The 21,361-nt window shown below is 36.1% G+C and carries 18 protein-coding genes; 11 read left to right on the top strand and 7 right to left on the bottom strand.

Annotated elements, in window-relative coordinates:
- Window positions 1-72 precede the first annotated feature (72 nt).
- The 9 genes from hemE (at window position 73) to D778_RS02555 (ending at window position 8,852) form a co-directional block, all read left to right on the top strand.
- Complete coding sequence (hemE, locus tag D778_RS02595) at window positions 73-1,098, top strand: uroporphyrinogen decarboxylase (RefSeq protein WP_007647415.1); 1,026 nt, start codon at window positions 73-75, stop codon at window positions 1,096-1,098.
- A 5-nt stretch (window positions 1,099-1,103) separates the two neighbouring features.
- Window positions 1,104-1,643, top strand: a complete 540-nt coding sequence (locus D778_RS02590) for a GNAT family N-acetyltransferase (protein WP_007647414.1) — start codon at window positions 1,104-1,106, stop codon at window positions 1,641-1,643.
- Window positions 1,633-2,535 carry an oxygen-dependent coproporphyrinogen oxidase gene (gene hemF, locus D778_RS02585; RefSeq protein ID WP_007647413.1) on the top strand — a complete coding sequence of 301 codons (903 nt, stop codon included), beginning with the start codon at window positions 1,633-1,635 and terminating at the stop codon, window positions 2,533-2,535. Before D778_RS02590 ends, hemF begins: the two co-directional genes overlap by 11 nt.
- Window positions 2,536-2,607: 72 nt before the next feature.
- Entirely contained in the window at window positions 2,608-3,600 is a 993-nt protein-coding gene (hemB, locus tag D778_RS02580) for a porphobilinogen synthase (RefSeq protein ID WP_007647412.1), read from the top strand.
- Between the two features lie 103 nt (window positions 3,601-3,703).
- Window positions 3,704-4,789, top strand: coding sequence for a CNNM domain-containing protein (locus D778_RS02575; protein ID WP_007647411.1), 1,086 nt, complete (start codon window positions 3,704-3,706; stop codon window positions 4,787-4,789).
- Window positions 4,789-5,283: a methylated-DNA--[protein]-cysteine S-methyltransferase gene (locus tag D778_RS02570; RefSeq protein WP_007647409.1), complete on the top strand. Its 495-nt coding sequence runs from the start codon at window positions 4,789-4,791 to the stop codon at window positions 5,281-5,283. Before D778_RS02575 ends, D778_RS02570 begins: the two co-directional genes overlap by 1 nt.
- Window positions 5,284-5,355: 72 nt before the next feature.
- Entirely contained in the window at window positions 5,356-7,767 is a 2,412-nt protein-coding gene (locus tag D778_RS02565) for a penicillin acylase family protein (protein WP_007647407.1), read from the top strand.
- A gap of 2 nt (window positions 7,768-7,769) precedes the next feature.
- Window positions 7,770-8,126 carry a hypothetical protein gene (locus D778_RS02560; RefSeq protein WP_007647406.1) on the top strand — a complete coding sequence of 119 codons (357 nt, stop codon included), beginning with the start codon at window positions 7,770-7,772 and terminating at the stop codon, window positions 8,124-8,126.
- Window positions 8,127-8,138: 12 nt separating this feature from the next.
- Window positions 8,139-8,852 carry a 3'-5' exonuclease gene (locus D778_RS02555; RefSeq protein WP_007647404.1) on the top strand — a complete coding sequence of 238 codons (714 nt, stop codon included), beginning with the start codon at window positions 8,139-8,141 and terminating at the stop codon, window positions 8,850-8,852.
- 90 nt (window positions 8,853-8,942) lie between these two features.
- Here the strand turns inward: D778_RS02555 and D778_RS02550 are convergent, their stop codons facing one another.
- Window positions 8,943-11,249 carry a M43 family zinc metalloprotease gene (locus D778_RS02550; protein WP_007647402.1) on the bottom strand — a complete coding sequence of 769 codons (2,307 nt, stop codon included), beginning with the start codon at window positions 11,247-11,249 and terminating at the stop codon, window positions 8,943-8,945.
- A gap of 167 nt (window positions 11,250-11,416) precedes the next feature.
- On the opposite strand from D778_RS02550, the gene D778_RS14865 reads away from it, so the two are divergent.
- Window positions 11,417-13,108 carry an ABC transporter ATP-binding protein gene (locus D778_RS14865; RefSeq protein WP_007647401.1) on the top strand — a complete coding sequence of 564 codons (1,692 nt, stop codon included), beginning with the start codon at window positions 11,417-11,419 and terminating at the stop codon, window positions 13,106-13,108.
- Window positions 13,109-13,803: 695 nt separating this feature from the next.
- Here D778_RS14865 and D778_RS02540 read toward each other — a convergent pair.
- From D778_RS02540 to D778_RS02515, 6 genes are all read right to left on the bottom strand, one after another.
- Window positions 13,804-14,457: a 3-oxoacid CoA-transferase subunit B gene (locus tag D778_RS02540; protein ID WP_007647399.1), complete on the bottom strand. Its 654-nt coding sequence runs from the start codon at window positions 14,455-14,457 to the stop codon at window positions 13,804-13,806.
- 19 nt (window positions 14,458-14,476) lie between these two features.
- Window positions 14,477-14,845: a four helix bundle protein gene (locus tag D778_RS02535; protein ID WP_007647398.1), complete on the bottom strand. Its 369-nt coding sequence runs from the start codon at window positions 14,843-14,845 to the stop codon at window positions 14,477-14,479.
- Between the two features lie 27 nt (window positions 14,846-14,872).
- Window positions 14,873-15,574: a CoA transferase subunit A gene (locus D778_RS02530; protein WP_040491410.1), complete on the bottom strand. Its 702-nt coding sequence runs from the start codon at window positions 15,572-15,574 to the stop codon at window positions 14,873-14,875.
- 95 nt (window positions 15,575-15,669) lie between these two features.
- On the bottom strand, window positions 15,670-18,012 hold the full coding sequence (locus tag D778_RS02525; protein WP_007647396.1) for a penicillin-binding protein 1A: 2,343 nt from the start codon (window positions 18,010-18,012) through the stop codon (window positions 15,670-15,672).
- A gap of 4 nt (window positions 18,013-18,016) precedes the next feature.
- Window positions 18,017-18,502 carry a gliding motility lipoprotein GldH gene (locus D778_RS02520; protein WP_007647395.1) on the bottom strand — a complete coding sequence of 162 codons (486 nt, stop codon included), beginning with the start codon at window positions 18,500-18,502 and terminating at the stop codon, window positions 18,017-18,019.
- Entirely contained in the window at window positions 18,492-19,670 is a 1,179-nt protein-coding gene (locus D778_RS02515; RefSeq protein ID WP_007647394.1) for a PSP1 domain-containing protein, read from the bottom strand. Before D778_RS02515 ends, D778_RS02520 begins: the two co-directional genes overlap by 11 nt.
- A 274-nt stretch (window positions 19,671-19,944) precedes the next feature.
- On the opposite strand from D778_RS02515, the gene D778_RS14090 reads away from it, so the two are divergent.
- Window positions 19,945-21,360, top strand: a complete 1,416-nt coding sequence (locus tag D778_RS14090) for a peptidoglycan DD-metalloendopeptidase family protein (RefSeq protein WP_007647393.1) — start codon at window positions 19,945-19,947, stop codon at window positions 21,358-21,360.
- Window position 21,361: the final 1 nt, after the last annotated feature.

The following is a 21,361-nucleotide window of genomic DNA, read 5'->3' as shown; positions in this document are numbered from 1 at the left end:
CAATTTTTAAAAAAAGTTAGATTAATAATATCCCATCTCTGTAACATAGAGAATTGAAGTATATCAGAAAAGATGATTAAAAACGATTTATTTTTAAGAGCATTAAAAGGTGAAACTGTAAACAGGCCACCTGTTTGGATGATGCGCCAAGCAGGACGCTATTTACCGGAATTTATGGCCATAAAGGAAAAATACGATTTCTTTACGCGTTGCCAGACACCAGAATTGGCAAGCGAAATTACAGTTCAGCCCATAAGACGATACGGCATGGATGCCGCTATTTTGTTTAGTGATATTTTGGTAATCCCTCAGGCCATGAATATTGAGGTGCAAATGAAACCCAATTTTGGACCATATTTACCAAATCCAATCCGTTCTCAAAAAGACGTGGACAATGTGGTTGTTCCTGATGTAACAGTAGAATTGGATTATGTTTACCAAGCCATTAAAGCCACAAAAGAAAAACTTAATAACGAAATCCCGTTAATAGGTTTTGCTGGATCACCATGGACCATTCTCTGTTATTGTGTTCAAGGTCAAGGCTCCAAAAATTTTGATAAAGCCAAGGAATTTTGTTTTACAAACCCAGTTGCTGCACATAACTTGCTTCAAAAAATCACAGATACTACCATTGCTTATTTAAAAGAAAAAGTAAAAGCTGGTTGTAATGCAGTTCAAGTATTCGATTCTTGGGGAGGCATGCTGTCTCCAGTGGATTACCAAGAGTTTTCTTGGCAATATATCCAACAAATTATCGATGCCTTAAAAGGCGATGCGCCTGTAATTGCTTTTGGAAAAGGCTGCTGGTTTGCGCTTGGAGACATGGCAAAATCCGGAGCGTCTGCCTTAGGGGTTGATTGGACCTGCTCTGCACAAAATGCACGTTATTTAACTGGTGGCAACATCACATTACAAGGAAATTTTGATCCTACCAGATTGTTTTCACCACCTGCTGAGATTAAAAAAATGGTGCATCAAATGATTACAGATTTCGGAAAAGATAAATATATCGTAAATTTAGGTCATGGCATTTTACCTAACATTCCTTTAGATCATGCCAAAGCGTTTATAGATGCTGTAAAAGAATACAACCCTTAAAAACAATGACTTTTTCAACAGAAACATTTAAACTTGAAGCCCTGAAACCTGAAGATGCTTCAAGTTTAAGTGCTTTAATGATTACCAATGGCAAGAGTTTCCAACAATATTTACCTAAAATTTTAGCGCAAAATCTGTCGGAAGCAGATTCCAAGATTTATATCCTAAATCAAAACAAAGCTTTAAAAAAGCAAACAGAATTCACCTTTGCCATTAAAGATATTGAAACTCACGAAGTGGCTGGAATACTGGTTTTAAAAAATTTGGATTATACGTTAAAACAAGGTGAATTTGCCTATTGCATTGGTAAAAAGTTTTCTGGAAAAGGCTGGATTTCACAAAGTTTAAAAGCATTTTCAGAATTTGCTATTAATAACTTGGGTTTAAAAAGATTACAAATAATCATACATAAAACAAATACAAACAGTATCAATGTTGCAGAGCGTTGTGGTTTTAAGTGGCAAAAAACATTAAAAAATGAATTTTCCACATCTGGAAAAACCCCTTTAGACATGGAACTTTATGAATTGCATTATGAAGGATAAATTCTATCAATACATTCAAGCCTTACAAAACACCATCACTTACAAATTGGAAGAAATTGATGGCAAAGCCAAATTTCAAGAAGATCTTTGGGAACGTCCGGAAGGAGGTGGAGGCCGAACAAGGGTTATTGAAAACGGACAAGTATTTGAAAAAGGTGGCGTTAATATTTCTGCTGTACATGGGGAACTTCCAGAAACCATGCGCAATCATTTTGGCGTTAAGGATGCCAACTTTTTTGCTTGTGGCTTGAGTTTGGTTCTACACCCTAAAAACCCTATGGTTCCTACAGTTCATGCCAATTGGCGTTATTTTGAAATGTACAATCAAGAAGGAGAAATAGTGGACCAATGGTTTGGTGGTGGTCAAGATTTAACACCTTATTATTTGTTTGAAGCAGATGCCGTCCATTTTCATAGAACCTGCAAAACGGCTTGCGACAAGTACAATCCTAATTTCTATCCTACTTATAAAAAACGCTGCGACGAATATTTCTTTAATTCTCACAGACATGAAGCGCGTGGGATAGGTGGTTTGTTTTTCGATTATTGCAAAGCTTCAAAAGATATGTCTATGGAAAATTGGTATGATTTTGTAACAGAAGTAGGCAACAGTTTCTTGGACGCTTATGTTCCCATTGTAGAAAAACGTAAAGAGTTACCATACACTAAAGCCCAACGCAGTTGGCAGGAAATACGTCGTGGACGCTATGTGGAGTTCAATTTGGTTCATGATAAAGGAACTCTTTTTGGATTAAAAACCAACGGAAGAATAGAAAGTATCTTAATGAGTTTACCTCCACATGTGCAATGGGTTTATAATCACCAACCGGAGAAAGGAAGTGAAGAAGATAAATTAATGGAGGTTTTAAAAAAACCAATAGAGTGGATTTAATATAACTTAATAACCTGCAAGTTATCAATACAAAAACGTCGGGACTTGTAGGCATTTAAACTAAAAAGAAATATGTACCCAATAAGAAGAAATAGAAGATTGAGAACCAACGAAGCCATACGTTCTCTAGTGAGAGAAACCATTATCTCTCCCAACGATTTTTTAGTGCCACTTTTTGTGGTAGAAGGAAAAGGCGTTAAAGAAGAAATTGCTTCCATGCCTAATTACTATAGATATAGTTTGGATCTACTTGAAAAAGAAGTAAAATTACTTTGGGATTTGGGATTAAAATCGGTATTGCTTTTTGTAAAAGTGCCAGATAACCTAAAGGACAATACAGGAAAAGAAGCCTTAAATAAAAAAGGTCTTATGCAACGTGCTATTAAAACCGTAAAAAATGCCTGTCCAGACATGTTGGTCATGACAGATGTGGCTTTGGATCCATATTCTATTTATGGACACGATGGCATTATAGAAAACGGCATGATATTAAACGATGAAACAGCAGATGTTTTAGCCGAAATGAGCATCTCCCACGCCAAGGCTGGAGCCGATTTTGTTGCACCAAGCGATATGATGGATGGCAGAATTTTAACCATTCGTGAAGCTTTGGAAGACGAAGGGTTTTTAAATACAGGAATAATGAGTTACTCTGCTAAATATGCTTCGGCATTTTATGGACCATTTCGCGATGCACTAGATTCAGCTCCTGTGGATTTGAAGAACATCCCTAAAGACAAAAAAACCTATCAAATGGATTATGCCAACCGTTTTGAAGCCATTCGTGAAACCGAAATGGATATTGACGAAGGAGCTGATATTGTGATGGTAAAACCTGGTTTATGCTATTTGGATATTGTTCGCGACATTAAAAATGAAGTCGATGTTCCTGTTGCTGTGTATCAGGTTTCTGGGGAGTATGCCATGTTGAAAGCTGCTGCCGATAAAGGATGGCTGGATCATGATGCTGTCATGATGGAGCAAATTACTGCCATAAAGCGTGCTGGAGCAGATATTATAGCAAGCTATTTTGCAAAGGATGTTGTGAGATTATTAAACTCTTAAAACAAAAACGGAAGACCATAAAGCTTTTAAAAATTTCAAACCTTTTTGTTTATTTGGTTGTGAAATGGATTTCGTAAATTAGCATAAAACTAAAAATACCTTAATGAGCACACTTCTTTTTTGGGCAACCATTTCTATTTTCTTTTCATTTTTATGTTCTGTTCTAGAAGCTGTCCTGCTTAGCGTGACACCTACGTTTATTAATGTAAAAAAACAAGATGGCAAAGACTACGCCTTTAAACTGGAAGCACTTAAAAACGATGTCGATCAACCTTTAATTGCCATTCTTACATTAAATACCATAGCACACACCTTAGGAGCCATGATGGTTGGTATTGAAGCTGAAAAACTACCTTACAAAGTAGAAGTATTTGGTATCAATACCGTTGGAATAGTTTCTGCTATCATGACTTTATTGATATTGATTGTTTCTGAAATTATACCAAAAACCATTGGTGCTTCCTACTGGAAATCCCTAGCCGGTTTTACAGCAACAGCTCTTAATATCCTGATTTTTCCTTTAAAATATACTGGTATTTTATGGCTACTAAGACTTACAACCAAACTTATTGGTGGCAATGCACATGGTAGCGTTTTAAGTCGTGAAGATTTTCACGCCATGACAGACCTGGCCGAAGAAGAAGGTGTTTTTCATGAGTCTGAAAGCAAAGTGATAAAAAACATGCTGACCTTTAAAGAAGTTTTGGCCAAGGACGTCATGACACCCCGAACAATTATGACCATTGAAGATGAAAACCAAACCATTGAATCCTTCTTTAAAAACAATGCCAATGTAAAATTTTCAAGAATACCCGTTTTTACAGATAACCCAGACAACATAACTGGTTTGGTTTTAAAAGACGAAGTGTTTAAGGAAATGGCTTTTGGCAATGGTAAAAAAATGCTTTCAGAAATAAAAAGAAACATCATTATCATAAATCGAAGTATGCCAATTCCACGATTATTCGAACAATTGGTTGAAAGTAAAAACCATATGGCCTTAGTGGTGGATGAATATGGTTCTGTTGGTGGTCTGGTTACCATGGAAGACGTTATTGAAACACTTTTGGGACTAGAGATTATGGATGAGAGCGACGATGTACCAGATTTGCAGCTTTTGGCTAGACGAAGTTGGGAAGCCAGAGCCAAACGACTTGGCTTAATTGATGACGAAGATCCTGATAGCTAATGGATAGTTGCACTATTCAAACCCCTTTAGGTCTCACTAAAATAACTGGTGATGATAATGGCTTAGCTTCCATAATTGTTTTAAATGCAAACCTGTCCGAAAAAGAAACAGAGGAACAAGTTACAGATATCATTCCTGAAACGCTGCAAGAGGCTGTTTATCAAATCAACGAGTATTTTGAAGGAACTAGAACCCAGTTCGACCTTTTATTGAATCCTGAAGGAACCTCTTTTCAAAAGCAAGTATGGAATGAATTAAAAACCATTCCTTACGGAAAAACCATTTCTTATTTGGAGCTGTCCAAACAACTAGGCGATGTTAAAGCCATTCGAGCTGTTGCCAATGCCAATGGCAAAAATCCCTTATGGATTGTAATCCCTTGTCATCGGGTTATTGGTAGTGATGGTAGTTTAACAGGTTATGCAGGAGGATTACATAGAAAAAAATGGTTGTTGGAGCACGAAAGTCCTTATAAACAACAATCCTTGTTTTAATTTAAAGTTCTAAACTTCTTTAAAAGTTAAAATTCAAAAAAAAATCTATCTTTAGTCTATAAATTTTAATAAATGAAATATCTCAAATTTATTGTTTCACTAGTGCTTCTTATTGGCATCTTTTTTATTTTAAACACCAAGTTTGGCTCTGTTCCTGCCATAGGCGAATTTTTAAATCCAGCCCAAGGGATTTGGCAGAACGAACAAGACGAATCCATAACTGGAACCATTAAAATTGAAGGGCTTAAAGACAAAGTCACTGTTCATTACGACGAACATTTGGTACCTCATATTTTCGCACAAAACAATACAGATCTGTACAAGGCACAAGGCTATATTACTGCCAAACACAGGTTATGGCAAATGGAATTTCAAACACATGCTTCTGCTGGTAGGTTGTCTGAAATTTTAGGTGAAAAAGCCTTGGACTATGATAGGATGCAACGAAGAAAAGGTATGGGTTTTGGTGCTGAAAATGCCCTAAAAAAAATGCAAAAGGAAGATCCTGAAATCATTGATTTTATTGAAGCTTACAGTGAAGGGGTGAATAGTTACATAGCTTCTTTAAACCCTAAGGATTATCCTGTGGAATACAAATTATTGGGCTACAAACCAGAACCTTGGTCTATAGATAAAACTTCTTATTTATTAATGTATATGATAGATATGCTTTGTGGAAGGGAATCTGATTTAGAATATACCAATGCCTTAAGATTGTTAGGAAAAGACCGATTTGATTTATTATATCCAGATTTTTTTGATGTTAACGATCCCATTATCCCTAAAAAAACCGATTGGAGTTATATTGATACAGCCATCACAGAGATACCACTAAGCGAATTGCCACAGGACTCCATTGCAGAAACCATGGATAAACCTCATCCAAACAATGGGAGTAACAATTGGGCTGTTTCTGGCAACAAATCGTATTCTGGCAACCCAATTCTTGCAAACGATCCACATTTAGGCCTCAACCTGCCATCCATTTGGTTTGTTATGCAATTGGCAACTCCAGAACACAATGCTTATGGAGCAACACTTCCAGGAGCTTTAGGTGTCGTTTCTGGTTTTAACACAGATATTGCTTGGGGAGAAACCAATGCCACAAGAGATGTTAGGGATTGGTACAAAATTGAATTTAAAGACAACAGAAGGACACAATACAAATATGATAACACATGGAAAAACACAACTGTAAGAGTTGAAGAGATTAAAATAAAAGGAAAAGAAACCTATTTGGATTCGGTTATTTACACACATCATGGCCCTGTAAGTTACGACCGTACCTTTAAAGGAAATGGCCAAAAAGAAGGCTATGCCATGAAATGGATTGGGCATATTGGTGGTAATAATCAGCGTACTTTAATAGATTTAAATGCCGCTAAAAATTATGACGATTATTTAAAAGCCTTACAACATTGGGTGGCTCCAGCACAGAACTTTGTGTTTGCTTCAACAAGTGGAGACATCGCTCTTTGGATTCAAGGTGCCTTTGCAAACAAATGGAAAGGACAGGGAAAGTTCTTAATGGATGGAAGCAATCCGGAACACGACTGGCAAAGTTTTATTCCTAGCAATAACAATGCCTTTACCAAAAACCCGGAACGTGGGTTTGTGAGTTCTGCCAATCAGCATCCTGTTGATGCTTCGTATCCTTTTTATGTATTTAACGATGGTTATGAAACTTATAGAAATAGAGTGATTAATGATTTTTTCAATTCTAAGGAAACATTCACAATTCAAGATTTTAAAGACCTTCAAAATAACAACTACAATCTAAAAGCTTCGGAATTGTTGCCTTATATGTTCAAAACCATGGATACATCCAGCTTAACTCAAGAAGAACTGGAAATTTTAAACACTATTAAGGCTTGGGATTTTAATAGTGATATAGATAAAACAGGTCCTAGTATTTGGGATTTATGGTGGAAAAAACTCTATCCATTAACATGGGATGAATTTGATTTGGATAACACGGCATTCATTGATCCTTATACATACCAAACCATTTATATGCTAAAAAATCATCCAGAAGATGACTTTATGGATATTGTTGAAACACCTGAAAAAGAAACTGCCAAAGATTTGTTTTTAATAACATTTAAAGAAACAGCTAAAGAACTTACCGAATGGAAAAAAGAACATGGCGATTACAACTGGCAAGCTTACAAAGCTACTTTTGTTGGACATTTGTTACAAGGCTTACCTGCATTTTCAAGGTTTAATCTGCCTATTGGTGGAGACCGAAATACCGTAAATGCAGCCGATAAAAACCATGGTCCTTCCTGGCGAATGATTGTGGAAATGACATCTCCTCCAACAGCTTTAGGTATTTATCCTGGTGGGCAATCGGGAAATCCAGGAAGTAAATATTATGACAATTTTATAGACCGTTGGGCAATTGGCGAATATTTTCAAGCACTTTTCATACAGGATCAAAATAACTCCGAAGACATTATTGCTACCCAAACTTTAACTCCGTAATCATGACTAAAAACATCTTTAACTTTATAGCAACAATCATCATAGCTGGTATACTTTCTCAATTTTTACCTTGGTGGTCCATTATGGTAGCTGCCTTTGCTAGCAGTTTATTTATTAGCTTAAAAAAAACTTCCGTATTTGTTGTACCTTTTTTGGCCATCATGGTTTTTTGGATGGGTTATGCCTTTTGGTTAAGTAATGCCAACGATTTTATACTTGCTAAAAAAATTGCTGTTTTATTGCCTTTAAATGGCAATGCCTTTCTTTTAATTTTAGTCACAGGAATCATTGGAGGACTTGCAGCAGGAATTTCTGGAATTTTTGGAAAACAATGCGTAACTTTATTATCTAAACGTTAAGCAATTAACAAAATGATTGATAAAATAAATCTCGAAAACATTCTTTTCCTGGATATAGAAACCGTTCCGGAAACACAGTACTTTTCAGATTTGGACGAAACCAAACAAACACTATGGGATCTTAAAACCCAATACCAACGAAAAGACGAATTTACTGCCGAAGCTTTTTATGACAGAGCAGGAATTTGGGCGGAATTTGGAAAAATAGTCTGTATTTCTGTTGGGTATTTTAAACTTCAAGGAGACATAAGAACCTTTAGGGTTACCTCCTTTCATGGTGAAGAAATTAAAATTTTAAAGGATTTTAAAAACCTGTTGATTTCACATTTTAGTCAGAATAAACATTTGTTGTGCGCTCATAATGGCAAGGAATTCGATTTTCCCTATATAGCGAGACGTATGATTATTCACAACATAGAGTTGCCTTACAAACTTAACCTTTTTGGAAAAAAACCATGGGAAGTGCCACATTTGGATACCTTGGAACTCTGGAAATTTGGGGATTATAAACATTATACCTCTTTAAAATTACTGACAAACATTTTAGGCATTCCCTCGCCAAAAGATGATATAGATGGCAGTGAAGTGTATCGTGTGTATTACGAAGAAAAGCAAATTGACAGAATTATTTCCTATTGTGAAAAAGACACCATAGCAGTGGCTCAAATTTTTCTAAGACTTCGTGGTGACGAACTGCTTCATGACAATGAAATTGTTCATATTTAAACAGTCACAACCACCAAACTTTATAAAACATTGAAAAAAAAAAGTCCAGAGTTTTCACTCTGGACTTTTGTTTTATAGGATGAGTTTACACTATTGTTTGATAAACTTTTTGGTCATTATCTCATCTCCATCATTTACTTCAATAAAATACATGCCAGATTTTAAGTTTCCAACTTGTATTTCTTTAATGGAATCTCCTTTTAGGACTTCTTGACCCATCATATTGATAATTCTAAACGTTCCTGAAATATTTCCAGGTAATCTCACATGAAGTACAGATCCTTTCACTGGATTTGGATATAAAATAAAATCCTCTTCAGAAGCAAAAGCATCGTTGGTGTCTAAAGTTCTAATGGCATTTAAAGTGTTTCCTGCTCCTCTAGAACCAGAACCGATTCCTCTAATGGTAACTTGATCTATATAAACATAATCACTATTGGAACTAGCATCACACTGGAACCTAAATTGTGCATTACTTGCAAAGTTGTATTGTGAAGCATCTAGAGTAACCGTTGCTGTATAGAACGTATTGTTGTTAAAATTGGTTCCACTCGCATAACTTGCTACTGTGGTCCAACTGGAACCGTTATAATAACGCAACCAGAAATCTTCGTTATTCTCCATACTATAAGCATAGAAATAAAACTCAACTTCAACTTGTCCATAAGGGGTTAAATTGAATGAAGGTGAAGTCATAGCAGAAGCCGTTCCAGAATTATCCCTTAATCGAATGGAATAATTTCCTTCGTAAGAACGAGATCCAGAGTAACGAGCACAATCGCTTCCTCCATCAGACCATCCATCCCATCCAGACTCAAAGAACCCTTCATGTAAAATAACCGTACCTCCTGTAGAACAAGGTGCGCAAGAAGAACCACCACAATCTACACCTGTTTCATCTCCATTTTGTATACCATCTGTACATGTTGGAGGTGTTACACAAGGAGCACAAGAAGAGCCTCCACAATCTATACCAGTTTCATCTCCATTTTGAATACCATCTGTACATGTTGGTGCTGGACCACTTCCTAAACAGAAATTAGTAGCTTCTGAGCTACCAAAGGATCCTCCTGAAGCCAACACACCTGTAGGTCCAGAAACAGAATAGTTTCCACTGCCATAAGAACAGCAAATACCATCTCCATAGGCATCTGTAATTGTAAAAGTATAACATCCATCTGGTAAACATAAAGTTTCCGTTAAGGTAGAACCATCTGGTTGGGAACCATAAGTTCCTCCAGAAGCTACTGTGGTTCCACTATCGTTTTTAAGGGTCCATGCTGTTTCTTCTGGGTAATTGTCAAATTTAATGGATACAATTACTTCATTATCTGTACAAGCTGTTTGGCAAGGTGCACAATCTGGTCCACCACAATCTACACCTGTTTCATTTCCATTTTGAACACCATCTGAACAGGTAGGCGTATTTCCTCCGCCATCACATTTTGTTGATGCTCCCAAACTAGCTCTGGCTCCTCCTGGAAGCAAAATAGCACGCATTCTATTTTTTTGACCTTGAGTGTATAAATTCATACATGCATCATCGCTATAATCCATGTAGTTTTGAACCATATCTGTGGTACCACAGGACACATGTCCAGTTGCGCAACCATAATTGGCTGCATCTGATGTTGGCGTGTCACTAACAAAATCGTCCACAGAACAACCACCATCTCCCCAAATATGACGCAAGTTTAAAAAGTGACCTACTTCGTGAGTTGTGGTTCTTCCCAAATCGAATGGAGCTGATAAATAAAAACCAGAACCTCCATTTTTACTTCCAAAATAATTAGGCCCAATCACAACTCCATCTGTAGAAGCACTTCCACCAGGAAATTGAGCGTAGCCTAAAATTCCTCCTCCAATGTTACAAACCCACATGTTGAGATATTGTGAGGTATCCCAGGGGTTTACACCTCCTTGGGATGCTTTTTTCATAGCGTCGTTTGTTCCCCAAGATGTTTTAGTAGAGGACTTTCTTGTAATCCCATTTGTAGGATTTCCATTAGGATCTACGGTTGCCATACAAAATTGAATTTCAGTATCTGCAGCCTGAGACCAAGTATTGTTGGCATCTGAATTCATTCTCCTAAAATCATCGTTCAATACCTGTATTTGCGATAAAATTTGAGCATCGCTAATGTTCTCATTGGAATTGCTGTAAATTACATGTACAACCACTGGAATAGTAATAATAGAACCATCAACTCTATGTTGTTCCATACTTTGAACCTTATTTTGTGTATAAGTTTCAATTTGTGCCATTCTTTGAGCAAGACCTGGATCCTGCTGCATTCTGTATTCAAGGTTGTCCATGGAAGCACAATTTCGCTCCTGGGCGAAAGTTGTTCCCAAAAACAACAAACAGACAGTTAATAAAGTAAGTGTTTTTTTCATGTGAATAATTTAATTTTTTAGGTTAATTTTTGTTAAAATTCAAATGAAAGTATTAAAATTTTGTTAATATGAAAATTAAATATTTCCTTTTTCGATTAAAAACATTCCAAACTTTAATAATTACGGAAAAGCCGTAATTTAAAAAGAGAAAATACTTACATTTACGTATGCCGAACCACAGATTACTTTCAGTTGAGGAGCTTTCCATTTCATTTATTTCCAACAATATTGGAAAGGAAATTATCCATCGTATTTCATTTCATTTAAATACCAATGAAATTCTGGGTATTGTAGGAGAATCTGGTTCAGGAAAATCAGTATCATCCCTTGCCATACTTGGCTTGTTGCCTAAAAAAGTTTCTAAAATCACAAATGGAAGTATTTGGTTCAACAACATGGATTTAATCCATTTGGAATCAAAAAAATTTCAACAAATTAGAGGCAAGGATATAGCCATGATTTTCCAGGAACCCATGAGTTCTTTAAATCCATCCATGACCTGTGGCAAACAGGTTCAAGAAATTTTATTGCAGCACACAAAACTGTCCAAAAGAGAAGCTCAAGCTGAAACCCTAAACCTATTTGAGAAAGTTAAGCTACCAAACCCAAAAAGGGTCTTTAAGGCTTATCCACACGAAATTTCCGGTGGACAAAAGCAACGTGTTATGATAGCCATGGCCATTGCCTGTAAACCTAAAATACTTATTGCTGATGAACCTACAACAGCTCTTGACGTCACTGTTCAAAAAGAAATTATCCTGCTATTGAAACAGTTACAGGCCGAAGAAAACATGAGTATCATTTTTATTTCGCACGACCTGGCTTTGGTTTCTGAAATTTCTGATAGGATTTTAGTGATGTATCAAGGAAACATTGTGGAGCAAGGTTTGGTAGAGCAAATTTTTAAAAACCCAAAACACCAATACACCAAAGCGTTGATAAACTCTAAACCTGCTTTGGATGTTAGGTTAAAAAGACTCCCAACCATCAAGGATTTTATAAATAATACAATCAACAAAAACATTGTTTCAGCCGAGGACAGAAACGCTTTCCATCATCGAATTTATTCAAAAACACCTTTGTTGGAAGTTATAAATTTAGAAAAAACCTATTTTTCTAAATCTGGTTGGTTTTCTAAACCAGATGTGTTTAAAGCTGTTAATAATGTAAGTTTTAAATTATATGAAGGGGAAACCCTAGGTTTGGTTGGAGAATCTGGTTGCGGCAAATCCACATTGGCAAATGCCATTTTACAATTGGACAAAGCCACTTCTGGCTCCATATTATATAAAGGAACAGATATTACCTTGTTATCCAAAAAAGATATTAGAACACTACGAAAGGATATTCAAGTAATCTTTCAAGATCCTTATGCCTCTTTAAACCCAAGGATTCCAGTAGGTAAAGCCATTATGGAGCCTATGAAGGTCCATGGCATTGGTAATTCGGATAAAGATAGAAAGGAAATGGTTTTGGACTTACTTGAAAAAGTAGGTTTGGATGAGACGTTTTTTAATAGATATCCTCACGAATTTTCTGGAGGTCAAAGACAACGTATAGGTATTGCCAGAGCTATTTCGTTAGAACCTAAATTGATTATTTGCGATGAATCTGTTTCTGCTTTGGACATTTCAGTTCAAGCACAAGTGCTCAACTTATTGAACGAATTGAAAGAAAATTTTGGATTTACATATATTTTTATTTCACACGATTTAGCTGTAGTTAAGTATATGTCAGACCAATTAATCGTAATGAATCAAGGGCAAATTGAAGAGATGGATGATGCAGATGTTATTTACAGGCATCCGAAGAGGGACTACACCAAAAAATTAATTCATGCCATCCCAAAGGGATTATAGCATGAATATTTTTTTAGTTAAATACAACATACTTTTTATAAAGCGTCCTGTATTTTGCAAACTTGTATAAAGTTTGCTCTCGTAATTTGTAGGTTGTTTTGGTAGATTTGAGGCAAAATTCATAATAAGTAGGGTTTATGTTAGATTTGGGTTTTTGTTCATTAAAATTTCAATTTATAATAGATTTGGGGCAAATTATAAATTCAAGATTTTAAAGAACCAGGTTACGTTGGTTATGTTTCGATTTGGTTTTGCTAATATGAAACTTTTTTTGAGTAGTTCAGTTAAAATACACAATAAATCGTTGAAATACATTAAATTTTAACATTTAAGAAAAATTATTGTGTTTTTTCCTACAAAAAAAAGATTTTTTCTTTTTGTAGAATATTCACAAAACTGCTTATTGCAAATAGGCCTAAGAATGTTTACATGCAATTTTGGTACAAGTTATACGTGTTTGAAATCAGTAATTATTATTGAAGGTTTGATACAAAACAACTGCGTGGAATAAAATTTCTTCAGGAATGCCAATCAAGTTTAATTACAATTAGGTTATTTTTTTGTTGGCAGTTATAATAGAAAACTCTTTGGAATTCTATTAATGTTTGGAATTGGGCAAATATGCACCACGAATGCACAATAATGTTTAAAAATACATTCGTGTATTCGTGGCAAAAAATTATCTCATAAATTTCTTAAAGACTCATTTCAGGAATATCACCTTCAACAATTAAAGTGCCTTCTGTGGCTTTTTTTATGTCTTCCACAGAAATTCCAGGTGCTCGTTCCAATAATTTAAATCCTTTATCCGTTACCTCAAGAACAGCGAGATTGGTAACAACTTTTTTTACACAACCTACTCCTGTTAAAGGCAAGCTACAACGTTTAAGTAATTTAGATTCTCCAGCCTTATTGGTATGCATCATGGCCACAATAATGTTTTCGGCACTGGCAACCAAATCCATAGCGCCTCCCATACCTTTAACCATTTTGCCTGGAATTTTCCAATTGGCTATATCGCCATTTTCTGCAACTTCCATGGCACCAAGAATGGTTAAATGCACATGTTGTCCTCGAATCATGGAAAAACTCATGGCCGAGTCGAAAAAACTGGCTCCAGGTAAAGTGGTTATGGTTTGTTTTCCTGCGTTTATGATATCGGCATCTTCTTCGCCTTCAAATGGAAAAGGACCCATACCAAGTACACCATTTTCACTTTGGAACTCGACTTGAATATCGTCCCTTACATAATTTGCTACCAAGGTTGGAATACCAATTCCTAGATTGACATAATAGCCATCTTTTACTTCTTTTGCAATACGTTTTGCTATTCCTGTTTTATCTAACATAATTTGATAATGTGTTAATTTAATGATTTGAAAATTTGCTTTGTTTACTAGATGATATAATTTTTGAAATAACTAGAATTACAGATTTCAAATCTTTTAATAATTTTTCGTTTGGATTAGGATAAAACTCAGAGGACTCACAAAGTTTTAACCAATATTCTAATTCATCAGCTTCTTTTGCCGAAATTTTAAATTTATGTATAAAATCTTTTTTACTTTCAGCATTTTGTGCCTCCCTAATGTTCGCTCCAATAGAAGTACCACTTCTAAAAATTTGGGATGCCATTTCAAATTTATTTTTAGCTCTAATTTCTTCAGAAAATGAAATAACATCTAAAGCTAATTCGAATGTTAATTTTACGATTAAATTATCTTTGTCATTCCTCATTTTCAAATTATTTAATCATCAAATTAATTAATCCCTTTGTCTCACCGTTCGTTGTTCAATTCTTTTCTCGTATGTTTCGCCTTGAAAAATACGTTGTACAAAAATTCCTGGAATATGAATTTGATTTGGATCGAGAGTTCCAACAGGCACCAATTCTTCCACCTCGGCAACGGTAATTTTAGCTGCGCCACACATGGCTGGGTTGAAATTTCTGGCTGTACCTTTAAAAATTAAATTTCCAGCTGCATCTCCTTTCCACGCTTTTACAAAAGCAAAATCGGCTTTAAAGGCATGTTCCAGGACATACATTTTTCCATCAAACTCCCTGGTTTCTTTGCCTTCTGCCACTTCGGTTCCATAACCTGCCGGTGTATAGATTGCAGGAAAACCGGACTGGGCAGCACGACAACGTTCGGCCAAGGTACCTTGAGGAATCAATTCCACATCCAATTCTCCAGAAAGCATCTGACGTTCAAACTCATCGTTTTCGCCTACGTAAGAGGATATCATTTTCTTGATTTGTTTTTTATGAAGCAGTAATCCCAAACCAAAATCGTCCACACCAGCATTGTTAGAGATGCAAGTCAATCCTTTTAGGTTTAATTTTACAAGCTCATTGATGCTGTTTTCGGGAATGCCACAAAGTCCAAAACCTCCAAGCATAAAGGTCATATTGTCCTGAACACCTATTAGAGCTTCGCTAACGTTTGCCACTTTTTTATTAATCATGTTTCTGTCATTTTTTTGTAGTGGAAAAATACGAAATAAAAAAGCCATTCTAAAAAGAATGGCTAAATTTAATATGTTTCAATTATGGACTAAATTTAAAAATCCAATTCATCCGGCACTTCCACGTCAGGCATATTGGAATCTGAATTTTCATCTGGATCATAATTTTCGCAATTAACTTCAATGGAAAGTTCTGTAGGTCTTTCAAAATCTGAAGTTGCAATATCCAAGTCTTTATCCTCTATACAGCTTTTCATATACACACCCCAAATTGGCAAAGCCATGGCAGCTCCTTGACCATAGGTAATGGTTCTAAAGTGTGCAGCTCTATCCTCGGCTCCTACCCAAACACCTGTTACCAAATTGGGCACCATCCCCATGAACCAGCCATCGCTTTGGTTTTGGGTGGTTCCTGTTTTTCCGGCAATAGGGTTTTTAAACTCATATGGATATCCTGTAATAATTTCCCTATAGTCTGCACGATAAGCATCTGCACCTTTGGTTCTTAATCTGGTACCTGATCCTCCTTCTGTTACACCTTCCATAAGCTTAACGGTTACGTAGGCTGCTTCTTCACTTAACACATCTCTGGTTTCTGGAGTGAATTGATATAAAATGGTGCCGTTTTTATCTTCTATGTGTGTAACCATAACAGGCTTGGTATAAACGCCTTTGTTGGCAAAGGTAGCATAGGCAGCAACCATTTCGTACACACTTAAATCGGCTGTACCCAAAGCTATGGATGGCACAACGGGAATCTCTGCTTCCACGCCTAATTTTTTAACCAAATCCACAACAGGTTGTGGGCCAACTTTATCCATTAGTCTGGCAGTAATGGTGTTTATGGAGTTTGCCAATGCACTTTTTAAGGTACGGGAACCACCATATTGCCCATCGGAATTTTTAGGGGTCCAAGGTTCTGGGTTTCCAAATTTACCGGCTTCTATGGTAATTTGGGTGTTGGGCAATTCATCGCAAGGCGATAAATGCAATTGATCTATGGCAGTGGCATACACAAATGGCTTGAAAGTAGAACCTACTTGTCTGCGTCCTTGTTTTACATGATCGTATTGAAAGTGTTTGTAGTTCATACCGCCAACCCACGCTTTTACATGACCGGTTTGGGGATCCATAGACATCATGCCTGGATGCAGAAAGGATTTATAATAACGCATGGAATCCATAGGTTTCATAATGGTGTCTATTTCACCTTCCCATGAAAATATGGTCATTTGTGTAGGCTTGTGGAAGGAAGCGATAATGTCTTCTTCATCCATCTTTAAATCGTATTTCATGTGTCTCCAACGTTCACTTTGTCTCATGGAACGTTTCATAAGGGCATCTATTTCAGATTGATTCAATTCCAAAAATGGCGCTGTTGGATTCCTGTCTGGTGTGTTTTGATGGTCAAATTCTGCTTGAAGTCTTGGCATGTGCTGCTGTACGGCATCTTCGGCATATTTTTGCATTCTGGAATCTATGGTTGTGTACACTTTTAAACCATCGCCATACAAATTGTATTTTTCGCCATCTGGTTTTGGATTGTTCTTGATCCAATCTTTCATAAAACCATCTAAATAAGCTCTAAAATAGGTGGCAATGCCATCGCGATGGGATTGAGGGGAATAACGTAAGCCCAATTCTGTTTTTTGAAGCGAATCTTTTACAGTTTCAGAAATATAACCATACTTTTCCATTTGCGCCAATACCACATTTCGTCTGTTTCTGGTGCCTACAGGATTTCTATGCTCCCTAGGGTTATAGAGCGATGAATTTTTAAACATGCCAACCAACATGGCAGATTCTTTAAGATCCAATTCATTTGGTTCTTTATCGAAATAGATGCTGGATGCCGAACGAATACCATCTGCATTATTACCAAAATCGTAAATATTGAAATACATGGCAATGATTTCTTCTTTGGTATACTGTCGTTCCAATTTAATGGCTATAATCCATTCTTTTAGTTTTTGGGTAATTCTGCCTATGGTATTGGTAGAGCCTTCGCCATGAAACAATTGCTTTGCCAGTTGTTGTGAAATGGTACTGGCTCCTCCTCCACTTCCCAGTTTAATAATGGCTCTTAAGGTACCACGTGCATCTATTCCTGAATGTTCATAATATCTAGCGTCTTCGGTAGCAATTAAAGCTTCTACCAAGTGTTGTGGTAAATCGTCGTAACCAACAGGTGTCCTGTTGTCGTTAAAATAAAATTTTCCTAGGGTTTTTCCATCAGAAGAGATGATTTCGGTAGCCAGATTGGTTTTAGGGTTTTCTAAGATGGTATGATCGGGAAGTTGTCCGAAAACGCCCCAAGATGCCAATAAAAACATCAGGACAACAAATAAAATGCCTGCAATGAATAATTTCCAGAACCATCTTACATAGCTGGAAAAATCTTGATTTTTTTGTGTTTGTTTCTTTTTTGCTTTAGCCATAAATTTATTTTGCAGCTGGTTTTTCAATTCTAAATCCTACATCTGTAATACCTTCTAAATTCACTATGCCATTTACTTTTCCGTTTTCTCTCATGGCATGCTGTATGTTTACGGTATAATCTCCAGATTCATTAAAAACAACCTGTTCTTTATACCACAACTTGTTTTCTTTGATGTCTGCAAATCCTGTGCCTAAAAATTCGCCATTGGGTTTTGCCATTTTGTACTCTAAGGTATCTTTAAGGGTTTTACCATGAGGAAATTTCATCTCGACAATTAAAAATAGGTTGTTGTATTTGTAATTGTTGTTGTTTCTGAGATTCACATACAGGTTATACGGATTTAAAGTATCTGGTGGATGTATTTTGAAACTGATTATGGAATCTTTATGCCATTTATTTGGTACAGATTGGTATTTGTCGAACACACTTTTAGAATCGCAAGACATAAGTATAAATGCCAAAAAAACTAACAACACACTATTTCGCATTATTTTTATTGTTTTGGGGTTTTCTTTTTTTCTTATTCTTATTCCTATTGTTCCGTTTGTTCTTTTTTCTTGGACCTTTGGAATCGAAACGTGTTAAACTATCTTGTCCTACAACGTTTTCAAATTCGCTTTTAGTATTTGCAGCAACATCTGAAGCATATTCTTCTAAACTGGCAACCTTTTCTTTTTTCTTGTTTAACTCTATTATTTCTTTAGCTTGTGCGGTAGTTATAACATGCCAATTGCTCCATTCGCCTTCATAAGCATACCATAAAAGTCCTTTAAAAATATCTGTTTTCTGACAAACGGCCACGCCTTTTTCGGTATATAGCTTCGTGTCTGTTTTAGGAAAATCCTTAAGGGCATCCAAATAGGTGTCCAGTTCATAATTAAGGCAACATTTAAGCTTGCCACACTGTCCTGCCAATTTTTGAGGGTTAAGGGAGAGTTGTTGATAACGTGCAGCCGAAGTGCTTACCGAACGGAAATCTGTTAACCAAGTGGAACAGCATAATTCCCTCCCACAAGAGCCAATGCCTCCAAGTCTGGAAGCTTCCTGACGAAAACCAACTTGTTTCATTTCTATTCGTGTTTTAAACTCCCTAGCATACATTTTTATTAATTCCCTAAAATCCACACGATCTTCGGCCGTATAATAAAAAGTGGCTTTACTGCCATCTCCTTGAAACTCTATATCTGAAATTTTCATTTGAAGATTGATATCAATAGCAAATTGACGTGCTTTCACCTTCATAGGTTCTTCTTTGTCTCTATATTCAGACCAGATATCAATATCCTTTTGTGTAGCTTTCCTGTATATTTTAAGGGTTTCATCGTTGGATTCAAACACTTTTTTGCGCTTCATTTGAATTCTAACAAGCTCTCCTGTAAGGGTAACCATCCCAACATCGTGACCAAATTGTGCTTGGGTAGCAACAATGTCACCAATACTTAAAGTTAATTTTTCGGTATTTTTATAGTAATGCTTTCTTCCGTTTTTAAAACGGACTTCTACCCAATCAAAAGGTTCTTCGCCATTAGGTAGCGACATATTTGCAAGCCAATCGAAGACAGTTAGTTTGTTACAACTATCTGTACCACAAGTGCCATTGTTTTTACAACCTTTTGGTTGACCGTCTTTACCAGTTGAACAACTGTTACAAGCCATAAATTTATTGATATATATTGATTCTGAAAAAACAACAAGTTTCAGAAGAAGATTAATAATCTATTTAAAGATGTAAAGATAAGATTATTTATTAAGTTAAATAAAATATGAAAGCGCTACCTTTTAAAATTCCACTGATAGTGTAACCTGTTAACAAACAGGTATTTATTTAAAAAACATTATCTTTAATCTTGACAAAACTTCATTTTTCACGGTTTCATGCTCACAATTTCATTTTTTTTCGATGATAAAGTAAATCATTAAAAACTACATTATGAGACACACTTTTACTTTAAGCCTATTTATATTTTTTTTATTGGCCAGTTTCCAATTTTCCATGGCTCAAGATTTCAATTCGGTAATGACAAGTGCCGAATATGTATTTAACCAAGACAAAATACCTTGTGTAACACCTGCGCAAAGAGAAGCGATAAAAACGGAGACCCAAAACAATATTAAGCAGCTTAAACAAGAAAACAAGCTGGCTTTTAAAGAAAGCAATAGACTTGGTGGTCATCCTTTGTTTATTTGGCCATTACAGCAAGCAGCTGGTTTTAACTATAACAATACTTGGGCCATTTCGGGTTATGTGGACCATAATGCCAACTATCCAAATCAGTTAACAGACTACAACTGTGGCACCAGAACCTACGACAGTGCTTCCGGTTACAACCATCAAGGGGTTGATATGTATTTATGGCCTTTTATTTGGAAACAAATGGACGATAGCCAAACCGAGATTATTGCAGCTGCTCCTGGACAAATTATAGCAAAACACGATGGTGAATTTGATAGAAGCTGTAATTTTAACAATAACATCTGGAACGCTGTTTACATACAACACAACGATGGAAGCATCGCTTGGTATGGACACATGAAAAATGGTTCTGTTACCACAAAAAATGTAGGTGATATGGTATCATTGGGAGAAGTTATTGGAACTGTTGGGAGTTCAGGCAATTCTACAGGACCACATTTACATTTTGAAATTTACACCAACAGTTCTTATAGCCAATTAATAGATCCGTTTTCGGGAACTTGCAATGGCATGAATACAGATAGTTGGTGGAACACTCAAATCCCTTATAATTATTCTGGGATCAATGCTGTGTTAACCCATAGTGCAGAACCTGTGGTCTTTCCAGCTTGTCCAACACCTGAAACACCAAACATAAGCAATAGTTTTGAAACAGATGATACCATTTATTTTGCTACTTACCTAAGAGATCAAGTGGCTGGAGACAACATTCATTTGTCCATTATTAAACCAGATAACACTATTTTATACGATTGGAACATAACAGCCTCAACCACTTCTTCATCTTGGTATTACTATTGGTATTATTCAGGTGTGTTCGATCAGGAAGGGGAATGGAAATGGCAGGTAAGCTATGGTGGAGATACAATAACACATACCTTTCAGGTTGGTGCGTTGAGCATTGAAGAAGAAACAATGGAAACCACCAGTCTATATCCAAATCCAGCTACTGAAAGCGTGACTATAAAAACACCACGAAACTTGCAATCTGCAAGCATTTACGATGTAAGCGGAAAATTAATTAAGAACATATTCTTTACAGATAATGTTACTTATACTATAGATCTTTCCAATATGGCCAAAGGCATGTATTTTCTAACCGTTGTTTCCAGCGAAAATGACCAAGAACGTTTTAAACTTATAAAAAAATAGT

Source organism: Xanthomarina gelatinilytica (assembly GCF_000348685.1).
GTDB lineage: Bacteria > Bacteroidota > Bacteroidia > Flavobacteriales > Flavobacteriaceae > Xanthomarina > Xanthomarina gelatinilytica.
This window is presented reverse-complemented; position numbering and strand designations above follow the sequence as displayed.